This window comes from Sphingobacterium thalpophilum, from assembly GCF_038396785.1.
In the GTDB taxonomy this organism is placed as follows: Bacteria; Bacteroidota; Bacteroidia; order Sphingobacteriales; family Sphingobacteriaceae; genus Sphingobacterium; species Sphingobacterium thalpophilum_A.
Genome location: NZ_CP151087.1, coordinates 41523 through 60694 on the forward strand (window position 1 = coordinate 41523; position 19172 = coordinate 60694).

Here is a 19172-nt window from a genome sequence, read left to right on the forward strand (position 1 = left end):
ATGGCCTTGAACCTGTTAAAACCACTTTAAAAGCAGTTTTAACAGTGATTGTATGCAGTGCTGAAAACTAAATAAGTTAATTCGTATCGAAATTGTTATACTTTATGATTCGAAGGAATATGTTGCAAAAATGATGTTGTATTGTCTACAGTTTAACCAAAGAAAGTACGTTATGCTGTCTTAAATCAACCTTTTGAGCAGGTGGGTCTATAGTGTCCAGAAAATCTCGCAAGGGCAAGGGGTAATATTGTTTATGTTTCTGTTAATCTAGTTTTAGTATAATCCAGTGTTGTTCTCTAATTTTATCCTACTCGAAACGAGCACATTTATGGAATAGTTTCGGCTCCACTTAACGAAGAAAATAATCATTATTCATTTCGTTTAGTGCATAAACCTAAAATAATACAGAATAGATATATCCCCAGGCTATGAAAAAAAAGATTTTGGTGCTAATATTATTGGCGCTTGTGCTTATTGGTACAAGCATTTTGACTTTTGGAAAAAAAGAGCCAGTTGATTTTAGCGCTGATGTTAAACCGATATTGAATAAACATTGTATCACGTGCCATGGTGGGGTTAAAAAAAATGGTGGTTTAAGTTTTCTTTTTGAAAATGAGGCATTCGCCAAAGCCGAGTCAGGCAAATCAGCAATTATTCGTGGCGATGGCGAACACAGTGAACTGGTAAAGAGACTGATTTCCGATGATCCTGAATTGCGTATGCCTTACAATGCCCCTAAACTGAATGACGATGAAATTGATATACTCAAAAGATGGATCGATGAAGGAGCTAAGTGGGGAGAGCATTGGGCCTATACAACACCTAAGGAAACGGAGGTCCCTAAACCTTTTTCGTTGCTCAGTATATTTGGTGTAAAGCCCAAAGGGGTGAACAATACGATAGATTTTTTTGTTTTGGATAAGATGAAGGAGAAGAAATTGTCCTTTGCAGATGAAGCCGATAAAGCATTGTTGCTCCGAAGAGTGTATTTGGATCTAATTGGTATCCCACCCTCGTTGGCGGAGATTCAAGCCTTTGAAGCAGACCAGCGTGATGATGCTTATACCCGGCGGGTAGACAGTCTGTTGGCTTCTCAGAAATATGGCGAAAAGTGGGCGAGTTGGTGGTTGGATATGGCACGATATGCCGATACGAAGGGCTACGAAAAGGATGGCTCGCGCACGATATGGACTTATCGGGACTGGGTCATCAAGGCCTTAAACAAGGACATGCCTTATGATGAATTTACGATTGAACAGCTTGCCGGGGATTTGCTGCCGGAGCCAACCAAGGATCAGCTTATCGCAACCGCCTTCCATCGCAATACCATGAATAATGATGAGGGTGGGACCGATAGTGAGGAATTTCGGATGGCTGCGGTTTTGGATCGTTTAAATACAACTTATCAAGTATGGTTGAGTACGACCTTCGAATGCGTGCAATGTCATAGTCATACTTATGATCCGTTTAAATTTGAAGAATATTATAAATCGTTAGCTATTTTTAACAACACCGGAGATGAAGATACCCAAGGTGATCATCCTAAACTGCGTTTTTATACTACACAGGATGAAAAGCGAATTGACAGTATAAAGAGGTGGTTGTCGACGACAGGAAATGCAAGCTTGGTAAAATCAACAGATCTATTCCTTCACACCCTTGAGCCCAAAGTCCATGCGCATTACAGCGACCAAATCGTAGATGGTGCGCTTTATGATACGAAATGGTTGGGGGTGCGAACTGGAGGATCGGCTCGATTAAGGGCAATAAACCTGGATAATAAACAGCAATTCTTCATGAATTTCTGGACAGGTGCGGTAGGTGGAAAATTGGAAATTCACTTGGATAAACTTAGCGGACCAATACTTGCCGTTATTGATTTGCCGAGTACGAATGGAAGACAGGTTATTCAGTCTCCCATAAGTGCGACTCGTGGTGTACATGACTTATATCTGGTTTTCAAGAATCCATCTGTCGCTCATGGACAGCCGATCTGCATGATTGAATGGTTTGCATTTCGCGAGAACTTTCCACATGAAAAGTCACTGGATAATATGAATTTTCAAAAAACTTTTCTCCAGTTGGTCAATATGCAACCTGAGGGGGTACCAATCATGATTGAAAATCCCAAAGACATGCATCGTAAGACCAATGTATTTATACGCGGTAACCGCCTGTCGCTAGGTGCTGAAGTGCAGCCCACGGTTCCGGCATCACTGAATAGTTTCCCTAAGGGGGCTCAACGTAATCGCTTGGGTTTTGCGCAGTGGATTGTCAGCAAGGAAAACCCATTGACAGCGCGAACTTTAGTTAATCGCGTATGGGCTCAACTATTTGGTCGGGGGCTTGTTGAACCATTGGGAGATATGGGCACACAGAGTATTCCACCGATTCACCGAGAATTACTAGATTATCTTGCCCTAGATCTGATGAATACCAAAAAGTGGAGTATAAAAAAATTGATCCGCGAGATGGTATTATCCGGAACTTATAAGCAGTCCTCTAGCTTGAACAATTCCAATTTTGAAAAGGATCCACAGAATTATTATTTGGCAAGGGGACCTCGCTTTAGATTATCTGCCGAACAGATTCGTGATCAGGCTTTAGCCGTAAGTGGATTGCTCAGCAATAAAATGTACGGACCAAATGTAATGCCATACCAACCGGATGGGGTATGGATGACTGTATATAGCGGTGAGTCCTGGGTGAAAAGTGCTGGAGAAGATCAATACCGAAGAGGCATCTATACGTTTTTAAAGCGTACGAGTCCCTATCCTTCCTTTGTTTCTTTCGATGCTTCTAGTCGGGAGGTTTGTTTGGTCGACCGTATCCGTACCAATACACCGCTACAAGCGCTCGCTACATTAAACGATCCTGTTTACCTCGAAGCGGCTAAACATTTGGGGGCTATTATGGAAAAGGAGGGAAATGGAAACCTTAGAAATGGTATCCGTGTCGGTTATAAACGTGCAATGTTGAAGGATGCCGATGAAAAGAACCTCAAAGAGCTGGAACATCTTTATCAAAAAGCGTTGATTGATTTCAGCAAAAAGCCTGATTCGGCAGCCAAGTTTTTGAATGAAGATTTAGCAAAAAGCAATGTAAAGGTCCTGCCTTCAAAAGCTGCCTACATGCTTGTTGCCAATGCCGTGTTGAATCTGGACGAATTTTTAACGAAATCATAAATATGGACTGAAACTTCTGAATAAGGGCTTTCGTATGAAAACGAAGTCTTTTGTTAAGAAGGTTAAGGACTATGAAATAATAAGAATATAAACCGAAATGAGCTAAAGCTGCAGACTAAAAATTTAGCGACACAGCCCGTTCATATGTAATGATAGTCAGATGAAAGATCTAAATAAGCTAATAAAAGAAGCGCAACAATTTGAATTGCAGGCTGTCACAAGAAGACATTTCCTAAAGGATTGTGTGGCAGGTATCGGAGGTATTGCTTTGGGTAGTTTGCTGACGAGTTGTAATGGATGGGGACAGTCAAAATCAGCAGAAAAGTTGGATCTGAATGCTCTCAATCCGCTGGTACCCAAACCTCCTCATTTCCCAGGTAAGGCTAAAAGTGTAATTTATCTGCATATGGCCGGTGCTCCGTCGCAATTGGAGTTATTTGATTACAAGCCTGCATTACAGAAATTACATAATCAACCTTGCCCGGAATCCTTGCTCGCAGGAAAGAAATTTGCCTTTATTCGTGGGGTTCCAAAAATGTTGGGGCCACAGGCTACTTTTAAACAGTATGGAGCAAGTGGAGCTTGGGTATCAGATCATTTGCCTCACTTTAGTAAAGTTGTTGATGAAGTGAGTTTTCTGAAGGCCGTGCATACCGATCAGTTCAATCACGGTCCAGCGCAATTGTTTATGCATACGGGAAGTGCCCGTCTCGGCCGGCCAAGCATTGGTTCATGGGTAACTTATGGCCTGGGATCTGAAAATAGCAATTTACCCGGATTTGTTGTGTTAACATCGGGAGGTAAAACACCGGATGCAGGAAAAAGTGTCTGGGGAAGTGGATTTTTACCATCGGTATACCAGGGCGTTCAATGTCGTTCAAAAGGTGATCCCGTATTATATATTGCCGATCCTGAAGGGATGGGAAGGGATATGAAGCGTGATTTGATTGATGCCATAAATAACGTCAACAAAACAGAATACGATACCTTTAGAGACCCAGAAACCTTGTCGCGGATTGCACAATATGAGATGGCTTATAAAATGCAGGTTGCAGTTCCTGAAGTGATGGACATCAATAATGAACCTGCTTATATTCACGAATTGTACGGAACTGAGCCGGGTAAAGAATCGTTTGCCAATAATTGCCTCTTGGCTCGGAAACTCGTAGAACAGGGGGTACGATTCGTTCAGTTATTTGATTGGGGTTGGGACAGTCACGGTACAAATCCCGCAGATTCGATTGATCTTGGCTTTAAAAATAAATGCCGGGAGATAGATCGACCAATGACCGCATTGATTATGGATATAAAACAACGTGGTTTGCTGGAAGAAACACTAGTCGTGTGGGGAGGGGAATTTGGACGTACACCGATGCAAGAAAATAGGGACAACAGCGATATGCCATTCCTGGGACGCGATCATCATACAGACGCCTATACCATCTGGATGGCAGGCGGGGGAGTTCGTAATGGCATAAGTTACGGTCAAACCGATGATATCGGGTTCGCGGGGGTGGAGGGGCGCAGTTCTGTACACGATGTCCATGCGACTATGCTCCACCTTTTGGGTTTTGATCATGAGAAATTTACTTACGATTTTCAAGGAAGGCCATTCCGATTGACAGATGTGGAGGGTGAACTTATTCAAGCTATAATTTAAAAATATGAAACAATTTCTAGTATTAATTTTATTTATGAGCAGTTTTCTATCCATGACTGCCCAGCAGTTACACATTAAATATTATTGCACCAATTGGGGAAATAGCGATTCCTGGGATGCGTTCTGTCTCCGGGTGAAAAATGCTGGTTACGATGGTGTTGAATCCTGGTTGCCTGGTAGTCCAAATGAGCGCAAGGAGATGATTGATGCATTACATAAATATGGATTGAGTTTAGGATTGCTTTCAGGCGGATCAGGCGGAACTTACGAGGAATATAAACAAAGTTTTAAGCGTAATTTGGATGAAGCAGCACAGCTGAAACCCGATTATATCAATTGCCATACAGGTAAAGATTATTACTCGTTTGAGCAGAATAAAACATTGATTGAGCTTGCTGATGCAGCTAAAAATAAGTACCATATCCCCGTTTATCATGAGACTCATCGCGGAAGATTTAGTTTTGCAGCTCATGTGACAAAGGAATATTTAGAGAAGATTCCGACCTTACAACTTGCATTGGATATCTCGCATTGGTGCAATGTGCACGAATCAATGCTTTCTGATCAGCCCGAGGCTGTAACAAAAGCGCTTTCCAGAACGGAGCACATTCATGCACGAATTGGGCATCCTGAAGGACCGCAAGTCAATGACCCTGCGGCTCCTGAATGGAAGAGTATTGTTGCGCAACATTTGACCTGGTGGGATAAAGTTGTTGCTAAGCACAAGGAAAATGGGGTGAAGTTATTGACCATAACGACCGAGTTTGGTCCAGCGGGTTATTTACCCACATTACCATTTACACAACAACCGGTGGCCGATCAATGGTCAATCAATGTTTATATGTTGCATTTACTCAAAGACAGATATAAAGAATGATAGTTTTCTTTGATGAATTATTGGGCTTTTTGGGACGATTTCACCCGCTTTTGGTCCATTTACCGATCGGCATATTATTGTTGGCTTTTGTTATGGCAATTAGGACTCGGTTTAAAGGCGGTGATATGTATTTGCCTGCTATTAAGCTCTCCTTATTCCTAGGGACTATCGCTGCTATAGTAGCTGCTTTATCGGGTTATCTGCTTTCACGAAATGGAGGTTATGAGGAGGATGTCCTGAGCTATCACAAGTGGCTGGGAATTGCCGTGGCTATCAGTGGTTTATGGCTTTGGTTTCTTTATCGTAAAGAATCTTCTGGTGCATTTCGCTTTTGGCTTTTTTTCATCCTGGTGCTCTTAATTGGGGTGACCGGACACTACGGTGGAACACTGACACATGGAAAGGGTTACTTTGTGGAAGCGATGCCAGTAGCACTTAAAAAGCTGTTTAAAACGGAGGAAGCTAAAGAGGAGGTTCTTATCGTTCAAAATGCGCAGGAAGCAGAAGCCTATAAGAGAATTATTCAACCTATTCTAAAACAGCGTTGTCAAAGCTGCCACGGGCAAAGAAAGCAGGAAGGGGGGCTGGCATTGGATACAAAAGAGAATTTGTTAAAAGGAGGAGAGAACGGTACAGTACTAAATGCAAATGATTCGAAAAAGAGTGAATTATATGCCCGATTGGTGTTGCCCGAGGGACATAAGAAACGTATGCCCCCTAAAGGCCGTACACCGATAACTGCTGATCAGATAAAATTGATTGCCTGGTGGATTGATCAAGGAGCCAATTTTGATAAAAAAGTGCATGAAATACCACAAACGGAGGAAATAGCTCATTTGTTGAAAAAATTGGAAACAGGAGAAAAAGAGGAGTCTGCTGTATTGTATGCTGATCTACCAGCAGCACCTTCTTTGCCAAAAGATAAAGTTGATGCTTGGCAGGCTAAGGGTATTAAGATCATCCAAGTTGCAAGAGATAATAACTTCGTGTTGGTTAATGCGATTAATTATCCTCAATTTAATGACAAGGACCTACAGGAGTTGTTGGCCATTAAGGATAATATTGTACAGCTGAAATTAGGAAATACGGCTGTTACAGATCTTGCTTTTTCAACACTTTCGGCAATGCCAATTCTTTCCCGTCTACATCTGGAAAATACAAAAATTTCCGATGCTGGATTGAGCCAGCTGAAAGGCCTGTCAAAATTAACGTACTTGAATCTGACAGGCACAAAAGTTACATCAAAAGGTCTATCAAAACTGAACGAGCTTCCGAGTTTAAAGAACCTCTATCTCTATAAGACGCTAAATCAGGAAGTCGCTGCAATAAAGCAGTTGAATGCTAAGATTAAGGCAGATACTGGTAATTATAGTTTGCCTTTTATTGAAACCGATACAATCAGGTTTTGAGCTGTTATTGGACCTGGCGGCTACACGATGAAAATCCGCGATCCAAATGGAATGCTCTTGTACAATTTAACAACTTGGCGACATAGACAAGTAATTTAAGGAAAATAAACAGGATATTTTAGCGGATAGGAAACGAGTATACAAAGGAGAATGCGGAAAAGGCTTTAGCGTAATATAAAATAGGAATGCTAAGGTGACGATTTCAAATAAAACCTTCATGACTTCGTAGACACCAACAGCAATGAAAGCAAACTGAAGGTTCTTTCTGGCCAATAAGATTAGACACTTTCAGAAAAAAGAGCAGCAGGAAATTTCCTGCTGCTCTTTTTACATCGCGATAAGCTGTTTTTATTTCGTGCCAGCATGTTCTAGTAATTCGATAGCATCGTAAAGCACGCCTGCTTCACCTCTAAAAGTTCCTGAACCTTCTGGTTTATTATCTTTTGTGTACCATTCATAAAAACCTTTATTTTTGATAACACGGGCAAGCATCGGCTGTATTTGCTCATAAGCTTCCTGTTGAAAACCATTTTTAACGAGCTGCTGAATCATACGCCCACCGAACCAGGTCCAGTCCCCACCATTTTGATAACCATACGGATACATGCCCTTGTTTTTAAATGAACCTGCAGGATAAGTTGGGTACACGGTGAGTCCAATTATTGCCGCACCAGCGTCTTTTACATTTTTAATCATTTTATCCAATGAAACTTTTATTTGCTCTTTGCTGAGTAAATTTGCCTCAATAGCGATAGCTGTTCCTCCATGATAATAGATTTGATTTTCATCAAAATCAGCCGAAAATGGAGAGCCTTTGATATAAATATGGGGAATAAACTTTTGGTTCTTTTCATCCCAAAGGTGTTTCATGGTGTTACTTGCTATGGAAGCTCTGATTTTTCCCCATTTTTCTTTTTTCTCAGGAAGTAGATCCATGTAGTTGTCAAGGGCGATCAAAAACATCGCATTGTCGTAGATGTCCAAAGCAATATGCGAATTTTCATCTAGATGTACACCCCAGTCATGCTCGGGTTGAACGTCGCCCCAATCAACCGTGGTTGCACCCCAAAGTAAACCATAAGTATCATTATAACGTTTGTCCAATAAAAATTGCAAAGCATGTTCCATGCGATCCTTTACAGTTGCATCACCAATTTTTTCATTGAGAAAAGCTTTGTCTTTAGTAGCAACGATATATTTGTGTACCGCTTGAATTAAAGAAGATTCCTGGTCTGTTTCAACGGTGTTTTTATGTGCAGCATAATCAGGAGCCAAGGAGCTGGTGATTGTGTAATAGTCCGATACGCCATTTTTTAAGCTGGACTTTTTGACAAAACCGTCGGCAATATTACCATCAGAACCTTGTAGTTTAAAGAACAAAGCCAATTGATCTTTGATCTGTTCATGGGGATGTACTTTTGTTGCTAAGGTGATAAATGTGTTGTAATCTCTAATCCATACCTCACTGTATCCATCCCCCGCATTGAATCCGCTTTTGATGATGTTCGTAGCCATATCTTTGACAATATGGAAACTGCTATCTTTTTGGATGCTGTCTTGTAAATTGTTCGTAGAAACTTTACTGCCCGCGTTTTGGCAGGACAGTAATAGGAGCGATGAAGATAATGCAAAAAATATAGTTCTCATTGTGCTGTTTGTTTATAATAAATGGTTTGATTAACATTTGGATTCTTTGACAAAAGATTGGATAACCTTGGCCTTACCGTTTCCTAAATTACGCAATGTATAGGACCCAGCAGCAGCAGGAACGGCAAAAGTCTCGGCATAATGGAAGACCCTTTTCATGCCATTTGCTGTCGTCAGCTCAATTGCCTCGCCCTCGACAAGCATCATGATATGACACTGTCCCTGCGTTTCAATCGAAACATTCTGATCGAATTCGTATCTAAAAACATCGTAGAAATGATCTTCATGCGTTGGCAAATGTATTCTTGTTGTTTGCGCATCAAGGACTTTTTCACTGGGCTGAGATAGCAGTGTGTTTTTTACGACATCACCTTTCCGGCTAAAATTGAGGTTAGCGAATGCTCTATCGATATTTAATGGACGTGGTTTCCCATCTAAATCGGGACGCACCCAGTCGTACATTTTAAAGGTATAATTATAAGGTGTTGCACTGATTTCGAGTACGAGATTGTTCACGCCGGAAGAATGTACGGTACCATGTGGAATCAAATATAACTGGTGTTTCTTGGATTCGAATTTTTGAACGTATTGCTCGATATCCATAGCTATTCCGCTATGGAAGCTCTCTTCTAAAGCTGAGCGAAATTTGTCTGCATCAATTGTTTGCTGAAAGCCCAGATACACTTGCGCGTCTTCTTTTCTATCAACGATATAATATGATTCGTCCTGTGTGAAGTTTTCTCCAAATTCTGCTTTTGCATAAGCTGGACTGGGGTGACATTGAATGGATAGGTTGCCGCCATCAAAGGTATCCAGGAAATTGAAGCGTATTGGGAATTCAACATCGAAACGTTGCTGTGCATGACCGAGTACATTGGCACTTTCTTGAAACATCAATTGATCGAATGAAATTTCGAGAGTATGTCCATCTGCTTCGAGCAAAATACCATTTTCTGGGACAATCATTTCGAAGGACCACGCATAGTTTTTGACATCCTGATCGATGCCTGTAAGGTGCTCTTTCATCCATTGTCCACCCCATACTCCGGGTTCAAAAGTTGGTCGTACGCGGAAGTAATTTTTGGACATGGCTTGCAAAGTATTGTGTAGATCTTTCCCTGTAATCCATGGTAAGTTGTGTGATGATTGTTGATCGGCAAGAATTTCGACACGGGACAAGATGGATCTTTTATGTCGGTTCAATATTTCCCAGTCGACAAAATAATAACGCTTATAGGTTTCCTTTTGATTGGTTTGTGTTGAACAGCCTAAATTTAAAGCTTCGCCCGCCCGCATGCGTTGAATAAGCACATTTTTGGGCAGATCAATAAACATCAGTTGACTAGACGTATCGACTAATGATGCGCCAGGACCATAAAAGATGGTATATTCACCTTGTTTTGAATTGGAGTTCGCTAATATTGTTTGAAAATCTGTTAGCTTTTTAGTATCAAAGTATTCAATGAGCTGAATCCCGGCCTTTTTTCCGAACAATGGGTCATTGCCGCCTAGGTAGGGGGAGACAATATCCTGGATGGCTGATTCCGATTTTAAGGCAGAATCCATCGCAATAAATCGTGTGGCTATGCCCTGTTTTTCAAATTCTTGCTCCAGGTTGGGGATGATTGTGTCCCAGTTAACACCTACAAAACCATCAATGCTATGTATATTATGTGTAATGAGATGTGCAACAAGATCTTGGTAAGAATTTGATAAGGATCCTTGAACTGGAAACGTCGGTGCGATTTCGTACTGAAAAGGTTTTGTTTGAGTATTAGAATACATATTGATGTAATTTTTTATTGCAAATGAATGATGTTGAAGTAAATAGCTTTTTGCTTACTTGTCTGTTGATTTTTTGTTGTGTTTTTCAATCCAGAATTTTTCGATCTCCTCCAAAGGTTTGCCCTTCGTTTCTGGAAGAAATCCAAGTACAACAAGGAATGCGATGGCACAGAAAAATGCAAACAACCAGAACGTATAGCGGGCGCCCCAGGAAGCGAGAAGAATAGGCGTTAGTTGCCCCACGATCGCATCGGAAATCCACATCACCATAATACTGATACCCATGGCACGAGCCCGGATGGCATTAGGGAAAATTTCGGCTGCGACGACAAATTTTAGTGGGCCAATGGAAAAAGCAAAGAAAAATAAGAATGAAAGTATGGCGATAATCAATGCGATATTATTGACTTGACCTTGATTAAAAAGATAACCAGTAACCAGCAAACTCACGGTAGCACCTACAGTTCCCAAAAGATATAAGGGACGTCTGCCCCAATTATCAACCTTCCAGATTGCGAAGAAAGTAAATAGCACATTGGCGGCTCCAAAGAATAACTGGGCATGATAGGAATTGTTTAATGAAATACCTGATTCAAGCAATATGCTCGGACCATAATAAACAATTGCGTTGATTCCACTGAGCTGTGAAAATAAAGGGAGGAATAAGCCCAATAGAAAGGCCTTGCGATAAATAGGAGAGAACAGATCACGTAGATTTCCTTTCGAGGAAACATGGCTGACCTCTTGCATATCCGATAGTCCTAATGTGGCACTGATCGCTGCAACTTCAGTGTCTCGTCCATTTTTAGAAAGCCAACGCGGACTTTCAGGAATAAAGTAAACTCCAATGCATAACAACAAAGCCGGTATTGCGCCAACTAAAAACATAGTTCGCCACAGTTCATTTTGCTGGGCGGAGGTATATTCAAGAATCAGGTAATTGCTGATATAGGCAAATAAGATACCGAATGTAATAGCGAGCTGGTAACAGGTGACTGATCTTCCTCTAAATTTGCTTGGCGATATTTCCGCGAGATATAAGGGCACAACAATTGAGGCTATTCCAACACCCAGGCCCCCAATGCTTCTACTCGCAATCAATATGCTGTAAGAAGGACTGAATCCACAGCCAATTGCTGAGAATAAAAAAAGCAGGGCCGCAGTAACAAAGGCTGGTTTTCGGCCGTATTTATCTGTTAATGGTCCTGTGAAAAATACACCAACAATACAGCCTAGCAAAGCTGAACTGACAAAAACGCCCTCTTGAGCAGGAGATAGCCCCAAAAATTGCTTCACCAACGGCAAAGCACCGGCAATTACAGCCATATCGAAACCGAAAAGGAGTCCTCCAAGTGAAACGATACATAAAATGATGATAAATCTCTTTGACATCTGCGGTTTATATTAATATGTATATACATACAAACATATATCTATTTTTTTAATTATGCAAAAAATCTTATTTTAGCACAAGCAATCCAAATGATGAATTTAAAAATAGATCATAAAAGTCCTGTTCCGCTGCATATACAAGCTGAGAATTTGTTACGCGAATTAATTAAGCAGCCTGAATATATAGAGGGGAAATTATTACCCAATGAAATTGAATTAGCAAAAAGATTGGCAATTTCCCGTTCTACTTTGCGTTTAGCGATCAATAAACTGGTATATGAGGAGCTGCTAATTAGAAAGAAGGGGATAGGAACGAAGGTGGCTAGTTCTAAATTCAGTTCAAAATCCAAAAATTGGTTGAGTTTCTCACAAGAGATGAAAAATCGTGGGATTGAGGTGAAGAATTTTGAACTTCACGTCAGCTGGGTTGTTCCGGATAAAGCTGTTTCGAAGTTTTTTAATGTAGATGAGGATCAGAAGCTGTTAAAACTAGAACGTCTGAGAGGAAAGAAAGATGACCCATTTGTTTATTTTATCTCTTATTTCCATCCGCGTATAGGTTTAAACGGCGATGAAGATTTTAAGCGACCTCTATATGAAATCTTAGAAGCAGATTATCATGTCGTTGCAGATCTTTCTCAGGAAGAACTGGATGCAATGGCTGCAAATAAATTTATAGCGGATAAATTGGAGATTAATATCGGTGATCCTATTTTGTCCCGCAAGCGGTTTGTATTTGACCAATCTGGAAAGCCAATTGAATATAATTTAGGGTTCTACCGTGCGGAAAGTTTTACCTATACTGTTGAAAGCAGAAGAGATTATTAAGTAATTCACACATCCTATCATCCCTTTTTGAATGGATAATAGGATGTGTGAATAGCTCATTTATTTATTCTTTTCTTTTAATGATTCTTTTCTACGGTAGTTTCTGCCCAGCTTTCTAGGAGCGCTATTGCTTTACTGAGCACTCCTGCTGAACCTTTGAATTTCCCTGATCCGCTAGGGATGTTATTTTGACCATACCATTCGTAAAATCCTTTGTTTTTCACAACCCGATCGATCATCGGTTGGAGTTCTGCATAGGCTTCTTGATAAAAACCGTTTGAAACGAGTTGCTGGATCATCCGTCCGCCGAACCAAGTCCAATCACCACCATTTTGGTATTGGTAAGGCTGAGCCATTCCTCCGATGAAAAATTCAACCGGATAGGTCGGGTATAAGGTCAATCCAATACTCGGCATGCCAGATAACCGCACGTTTTCCAGCATTTGCGTATTAACTGTTTTTATTTCTGAAAGGGAAAGTAACCCGGCTTCTATCGCGATGGCGGTGCCCCCATGATAATGAATCGTATTTTCATCAAATCCTTTTGGGATAGGAGATGTCTTAGGGTAGATATGAGGGATGAATTTTTGTTTTTTCTTATCCCATAAATGACGTCTACTGTTTGTTTCGAGACTCTTTTTTAATCCCTTCCATTCTGTCACCTTCGGAGAGTTGGGCTGAATATCAATCAATGTCTGCAATGCAATAATAAACATCGCATTGTCATAAATATCGATCGCCTCATTGGAGAGCTCATTCCAGTCACAACCAAAGCTATCGTTGGGTTGTACATCTCCCCAATCTGCCGTCATCGCACCCCAAAGCAATTGATACTTGTGGTTGAACCGTTCTCTTTTCAAATAATCCAACATGAGTTGGATGCGATCTTTGACAGAAATTCCACCGATAGACTCCTCCAGAATACTGTAATCCTTTGTTTTCAGGATATATTTACCGAGCAGTTGGATGAGTGACGTTTCCTGGTCTGTTTCTACTGTATTTTTAAATCCAACATGGCCTGGCGCATTTTCTGAATAATAAGGTGTGTCATCGTGCCAGGTAAAATCCTTCTTAAGGACATAGCCGTCTACCATTTCACCATTAGGCTGTTGCATCTGAAAGAATACTAAAATGGCCCCTCTAATGTCCGCTTGGGACCGCTCTTCCAAGGCGGTTTCAATAAATGTATTGAGATCCCTGGCCCAAATCTGTGAGTAGCCACTTCCAGCATTGAAACCTTCTTTGATGACCTCTCGGGCAAGGCTGTCGACATATTTTAAGTTTTGATCCGCGAGAATGCTTTTTGCCAACTTAAGTTGAGTTATACCGTCGGGTTTTGTTTGTTGTGCAGCTAGTTGGGTTCCGAGTAACAGAAGTATTAGACTAAAAAATAGGGTGTTTTTTTTCATTGTGGTTTTATTGTAATTTTCATCTACTTCAGGGCTTTTGATCGAAGATCAGCCGTCCAATGTGTGTTTTTTGAATTTATTTACTGGTTATGTTTTTAGTATGTATGTACAATCAAAGTTATGGAAAAATGTCAGTATTTAAGCTTTAATAACGTTTTATTTGGTTAGTATTTAAAATTTTACAAATTTGGGCAGTATGGTGAGGCCGTTTTCGTAGTTAAATCGCGTAAGAAAATAGATCTCATGTTTATACATACTCGATTTTTTTGTAAGTTTGCTGTAGAACCTAATTGAGAACAATGGTAAAGCGTATCATTTATTATTTTTGTAGTTTATTTGTTAGTACGACGGCTGTTTTTGCACAGCAAAAAACAGATTTGACCGTTTTTGTAAAACCTAATATTGGATCCGTTCATAGCCGGTATTTCTTTTATACACCAGCAGCAGTACCTTTTGGAATGGCTAAGCTCGCTCCGAGCACAAATGGAAGCTATGGGAACAAGTCAGGCTGGGAAGCTGTGGGGTACGATGATAGGCATGGGTCAATAGAAGGATTCGCTAATTTTCACGAATTCCAAATAGGCGGAGTGGTATTTGCACCGTCCGTTGGAAAATTGAAGACAACTCCTGGTCAACTTGATCGTCCACAAAGCGGCTATCGTTCTGCTTTCGATAAGAAAGATGAGTTTGCTACTTCTGGCTATTACCGCGTCAAGTTAAAAGATTATAATATACTTGCGGAGCTTACTGCAACCAAGCGCGTCGGTTTTCATCGGTATACTTTTCCAAAAACTGAAGAAGCCAACCTTATTTTCGATATTGGCCATGTTATGGGGGAAAGTGGCCCGGTCGTTGATGCTGAAGTGAATTATGACAAAAAGCACGTCTGGGGATATGTGGTTACCAACCCTGTATACGTACAAAAATATCAGCAGGGCGCTCACGTTAAGATGTTTTTCTTCGCGGAGATAAACAAACAGCCTAAATCTTTTGGGACATTTAGAGATTCCACAACTTTCGATCAACATAGTCGTATAAAGGGAAAAGGGGCTGGCTTGTTCCTGAAATTTGATACCCAGGTAGGGGAATCTATCGAAGTCAAGACCGGTTTGTCTTATACATCTGTGGAAAATGCGCAACTGAATTTGCTTAAAGAAGCAAAAGATATGTCGTTTGATACGGCAAAGAAAAATGCCTTGCAAACCTGGAATAGCGAACTGGGAAGAATTTTGGTGGAAGGGGGCAAAGTGGACGACCGCATTAAATTTTATACTGGATTGTATCATGCTTTACTTGGTCGTGGGCTTGCAAGCGACGTCAATGGTGCATACCCCAAAAATGATGGCTCGGTAGGGCAGATTGCTCTAAATAAACAGGGGAAACCTATTCATCATCATTATAATACCGATGCGATCTGGGGTGCATTTTGGAATTTGACACAGTTATGGTCCATTGCTTATCCGGACTATTACAACGACTGGATTCAGAGTCAATTGTTGGTTTATCGCGATGCAGGTTGGTTAGGAGACGGTATTGCCAACAGTAGATACGTTTCGGGTGTAGGGACTAATTTTACAGGTTTGGCAATTGCAGCGGCGTATAATGTGGGTATTCGTGACTATGATGTGAATCTTGCCTATGCTGCGGTGCGTAAAAATGAATTGGAAGCGAAGGACCGCCTGCCTGGAGCGGGAAAGTTAGATGTAGGAGTTTTCGTTCGCAAGGGCTATTCCCCCTATATAAAAGATGATAATGGTAGTCCCGAATTAATGACGAATGGATCTCCTTTTGGTGCTTCGCATACCTTGGAATATGCTTTTTCTGCTGCTGCCGCCGCACAATTTGCAAAATCATTGGGGCATCAAAAAGACTACATTAAATTTCAGGAATTATCCGATGGATGGCGCAATCTGTACGATACCACGACGAAGTTTATGCGACCAAAGGATACTACTGGACGATTTATTTCAAACTTTAACCCTTATGAACCATGGCGTGGATTTCAGGAGGGAAATGCTTGGCAGTATACCTTCTATGTTCCGCATGTCCCACAAGAATTGGTTAAACTGGTTGGAAAGGACCTGTTTAATCAACGGTTGGATAGTATTTTTACGGTGTCGCAGAAGAATGTGTTTGGAGGTGGTACACAAATTGACGCTTTCGCAGGGATTGAAAGTCTTTATAATCATGGTAATCAACCAAACCTGCATATCTCCTGGCTATTCTATTTTTCTGGTAGACCTGACTTAAGTCAGAAATGGGTACGGGCAATTTGCAATGAGTTTTATGGTAATGATGCAATACATGGCTATGGCTACGGACAAGACGAAGACCAAGGACAGCTTGGAGCATGGTATGTCTTGTCGAGTATTGGTCTATTCGATGTGCGAAGTCTCACCACCGAGAAGCCCGCGCTTCAGATTGGCTCGCCACTTTTCGATCGGGTAACGATACAATTACCGGAGAAATTAAGAAAAAATAAATTTATCATTCAGGTGAAGAAGGAGCAACCCAATAGTTATATTGTTGATCAGGTTCGGTTGAATAATCGCCTGTGGAAAGGTTGGCAGCTTCCTTTTGAACGCCTGGTAGAAGGTGGGGTTTTAGATGTCAAGTTGAAAGGCAACTAAATTTAAGCAATAAAAAAATAGCCCCATTCGGGGCTATTTTCAAGGTAGCTTGGTTTGTTGATTGCCTACGCGATTTCAGCAATAAAATTGCCCTCTTGATCCAAATCGGCTTTGTGAGCTGCGATTTGTTGAAGATTAATATGTCCTATGACATATTTGAAATCTGGTGCGTAATATCGTTCTGTGATTTCACTGAAATTTAACTTTTCAATCAGTGTATCATCGGTGTATCTCAAATAAACCTTAATTAAATAATCTTGGCTATAATTTAATGTGCTGGATTCTAAATGTTTTTTATATTCATAACGGTATCCATAGCGAAGGGCAGCGATATCCGATAGCACAGCAGAGCCCGTCGGGTGGCCACCGGCTCCTTTACCATAGAAAAATTGCTCGTCTGCAAAGGCCGCTTTTACCAATACACCATTGTTCTCATTTTCTACATTATAAAGCATGCTGTCTTTGCCTACTAGGCGTGGTAATACATAAAGTACAACTTTGTTGCCGTCGATCTCTTTTGCTGTTGGTATCAATTTGATCTTGAGGTTCTTTTCTTTAGCAAAACGAATATCTTGTTGTCCCAATTTGTCAATACCAATATTAAAGACATCGTCTGGTTTGACATAGATCCCGTACGCATGGGAAGCAACAATACATACTTTAAATTTTGGGTCAAATCCGCCTACATCAAGGGTTGGATCTGTCTCTGCAAAACCAAGTTCTTGCGCTTTCTTTAAAGCGTCTGTGTATTGCTGGTTTTCATTGAAAACTTTAGATAAAATATAGTTAGAAGATCCATTAAAAATACCGCTGACAGAATGAAGTAATTCATTGTCATAGTACTCTTCTAAATTCCGTATAATGGGAATACTTCCGCAAACGGCACCTTCATACAATAAACTGGTGCCGTATTCCTGTTGGATATCAACCAGCTCTTCCAAATGGCTGGCAATCATTTTTTTATTGGCAGATACCACATTTTTTCCCGATTTCAAGGCACGAACAGTTAGTTGATAGGCTGCTTCGGCATCATCTATTAGTTCGACAACAGTATTAATTTCTGGGTCACCTAAAATTGTTTCGGCATCGGTAGAAAATAGATCTGCTGGTAGCGAGCGCTTTTTATCTCCGTTTTTAATGACAAATTTTTTGATTTCCAGATTAAGATTTTTGGTTTTGATGATATCGTAAAGACCTTGGCCTACTACACCAAACCCAAACATCCCTATTGTTAATTTATTACTCATATCTCTTCTTAAATTCTCTTATATATTATTTATTCTCTTATACTAATTCGTTGAAGTATTCTTTTTGTTTCCGCAGAAAGCTGCTGATGATTTTCGTGAGTTTTTTTGTTTCGATCAAAAACCCATCGTGGCCATAAGTAGATTCGATCTCCTGATAGTGGGCATTCGGAATATGTTGAGCGATGAATTGTTGCTCTTGTGGAGGAAACAACAAATCTGTATTGACGCTCAGCACTAAAGTTGGACAGTCGATGCTCGCTAAAGCGGATTCGATAGATTTTCTTCCACGACCTAAATTATGGCTGTCCATTGCTTTGGTTAGGAAGTAATAGCTGTACGCATTATAGCGTTTTACCAATTTTTCACCCTGATAGTTTTGATAGGAGGATGCTTTATAATGATCGAGTTTTTCGTTATCATCCTCCTTTTGTGTGTTGGCATACGTTGTATAGTTGCGGTAAGACAACAGTGCCATAGCGCGTGCAACTTTTAGACCCTTAGCTCCGCCATCGGGATGATTCGCATAAAAGGTTCGATCAGTAGTAATGGCAAGACGTTGACTTTCATTGAATGCAATACCCCATGGTGAATGGACGGCATTTGTTCCAACGACGATTAGATGGTTGGTGGCTATACTGCGTGATACGGCCCATTCCAATGCTTGTTGACCGCCCAATGAGCCCCCAATAAGGATCTCTATTTGTTTGATATCCAGGTGGTCTGCAAGAAATTGATGTGCGTTGACCAAATCCCTTACTGTAAATTCAGGAAAAGATAGGTAATAGGGCTGTCCAGTAGCTGGGTTTACAGATAGCGGATTACTGCTATTATATGCTGATCCTATGACATTGGCGCAGATAATATAATAATCGTTTGAATCAAACAATTCACCTGTTCCAAAAAGACCTGACCACCAATCCAGTACATCTGCATTGGCCGTTAGTGCATGGCAAACCCAGATCACATTACTGCGATCAGCGTTGGGTTTGCCAAATGTTTCATAACTGATTTGTAAATCAGTAAGCTCTCTTCCATTTTCAAATACAAAAGGCTCCGGGTGCAGATAAATATGCTTACTCATTTTACGTTTAAGTTTAAGCCGA

At 40.8% G+C, this 19172-nt stretch carries 12 protein-coding genes; 6 read left to right on the top strand and 6 right to left on the bottom strand.

Features of this window, described 5'->3' with window-relative positions; genetic code table 11:
* The first annotated feature begins 428 nt into the window (after positions 1–428).
* The 4 genes from AACH28_RS00220 (at position 429) to AACH28_RS00235 (ending at position 7131) form a co-directional block, all read left to right on the top strand.
* Complete coding sequence (locus tag AACH28_RS00220) at positions 429–3185, top strand: DUF1553 domain-containing protein (RefSeq protein WP_341831881.1); 2757 nt, start codon at positions 429–431, stop codon at positions 3183–3185.
* A 160-nt stretch (positions 3186–3345) separates the two neighbouring features.
* Positions 3346–4845 (top strand): DUF1501 domain-containing protein, encoded by a 1500-nt coding sequence (locus tag AACH28_RS00225; protein WP_341831882.1) that lies wholly within the window; start codon positions 3346–3348, stop codon positions 4843–4845.
* Between the two features lie 4 nt (positions 4846–4849).
* A complete protein-coding gene (locus AACH28_RS00230) occupies positions 4850–5722 on the top strand; it encodes a TIM barrel protein (RefSeq protein ID WP_341831883.1) in 873 nt (290 codons plus the stop codon).
* Positions 5719–7131, top strand: coding sequence for a c-type cytochrome domain-containing protein (locus AACH28_RS00235; RefSeq protein ID WP_341831884.1), 1413 nt, complete (start codon positions 5719–5721; stop codon positions 7129–7131). The genes AACH28_RS00230 and AACH28_RS00235 overlap by 4 nt, the downstream gene beginning before the upstream one ends.
* Positions 7132–7479: 348 nt before the next feature.
* Here the strand turns inward: AACH28_RS00235 and AACH28_RS00240 are convergent, their stop codons facing one another.
* From AACH28_RS00240 to AACH28_RS00250, 3 genes are read right to left on the bottom strand one after another with little or no spacing between them, the layout of a single operon-like run.
* Entirely contained in the window at positions 7480–8778 is a 1299-nt protein-coding gene (locus AACH28_RS00240; protein ID WP_341831885.1) for a hypothetical protein, read from the bottom strand.
* 30 nt (positions 8779–8808) lie between these two features.
* Entirely contained in the window at positions 8809–10563 is a 1755-nt protein-coding gene (locus AACH28_RS00245) for a class I mannose-6-phosphate isomerase (protein ID WP_341831886.1), read from the bottom strand.
* Between the two features lie 54 nt (positions 10564–10617).
* Positions 10618–11955: a sugar porter family MFS transporter gene (locus tag AACH28_RS00250; protein ID WP_341831887.1), complete on the bottom strand. Its 1338-nt coding sequence runs from the start codon at positions 11953–11955 to the stop codon at positions 10618–10620.
* A 90-nt stretch (positions 11956–12045) separates the two neighbouring features.
* On the opposite strand from AACH28_RS00250, the gene AACH28_RS00255 reads away from it, so the two are divergent.
* Positions 12046–12783: a GntR family transcriptional regulator gene (locus tag AACH28_RS00255; RefSeq protein ID WP_232475551.1), complete on the top strand. Its 738-nt coding sequence runs from the start codon at positions 12046–12048 to the stop codon at positions 12781–12783.
* 77 nt (positions 12784–12860) lie between these two features.
* Here the strand turns inward: AACH28_RS00255 and AACH28_RS00260 are convergent, their stop codons facing one another.
* Complete coding sequence (locus AACH28_RS00260; RefSeq protein WP_341831888.1) at positions 12861–14192, bottom strand: hypothetical protein; 1332 nt, start codon at positions 14190–14192, stop codon at positions 12861–12863.
* 299 nt (positions 14193–14491) lie between these two features.
* Between AACH28_RS00260 and AACH28_RS00265 the strand changes: the two genes are divergently transcribed.
* Positions 14492–16822, top strand: coding sequence for a GH92 family glycosyl hydrolase (locus tag AACH28_RS00265; RefSeq protein WP_341831889.1), 2331 nt, complete (start codon positions 14492–14494; stop codon positions 16820–16822).
* A 65-nt stretch (positions 16823–16887) separates the two neighbouring features.
* Here the strand turns inward: AACH28_RS00265 and AACH28_RS00270 are convergent, their stop codons facing one another.
* Positions 16888–18069 carry a homoserine dehydrogenase gene (locus AACH28_RS00270; RefSeq protein WP_341831890.1) on the bottom strand — a complete coding sequence of 394 codons (1182 nt, stop codon included), beginning with the start codon at positions 18067–18069 and terminating at the stop codon, positions 16888–16890.
* A gap of 37 nt (positions 18070–18106) precedes the next feature.
* Positions 18107–19150 (bottom strand): homoserine O-acetyltransferase, encoded by a 1044-nt coding sequence (gene metX, locus AACH28_RS00275; protein ID WP_341831891.1) that lies wholly within the window; start codon positions 19148–19150, stop codon positions 18107–18109.
* Positions 19151–19172 lie beyond the last annotated feature (22 nt).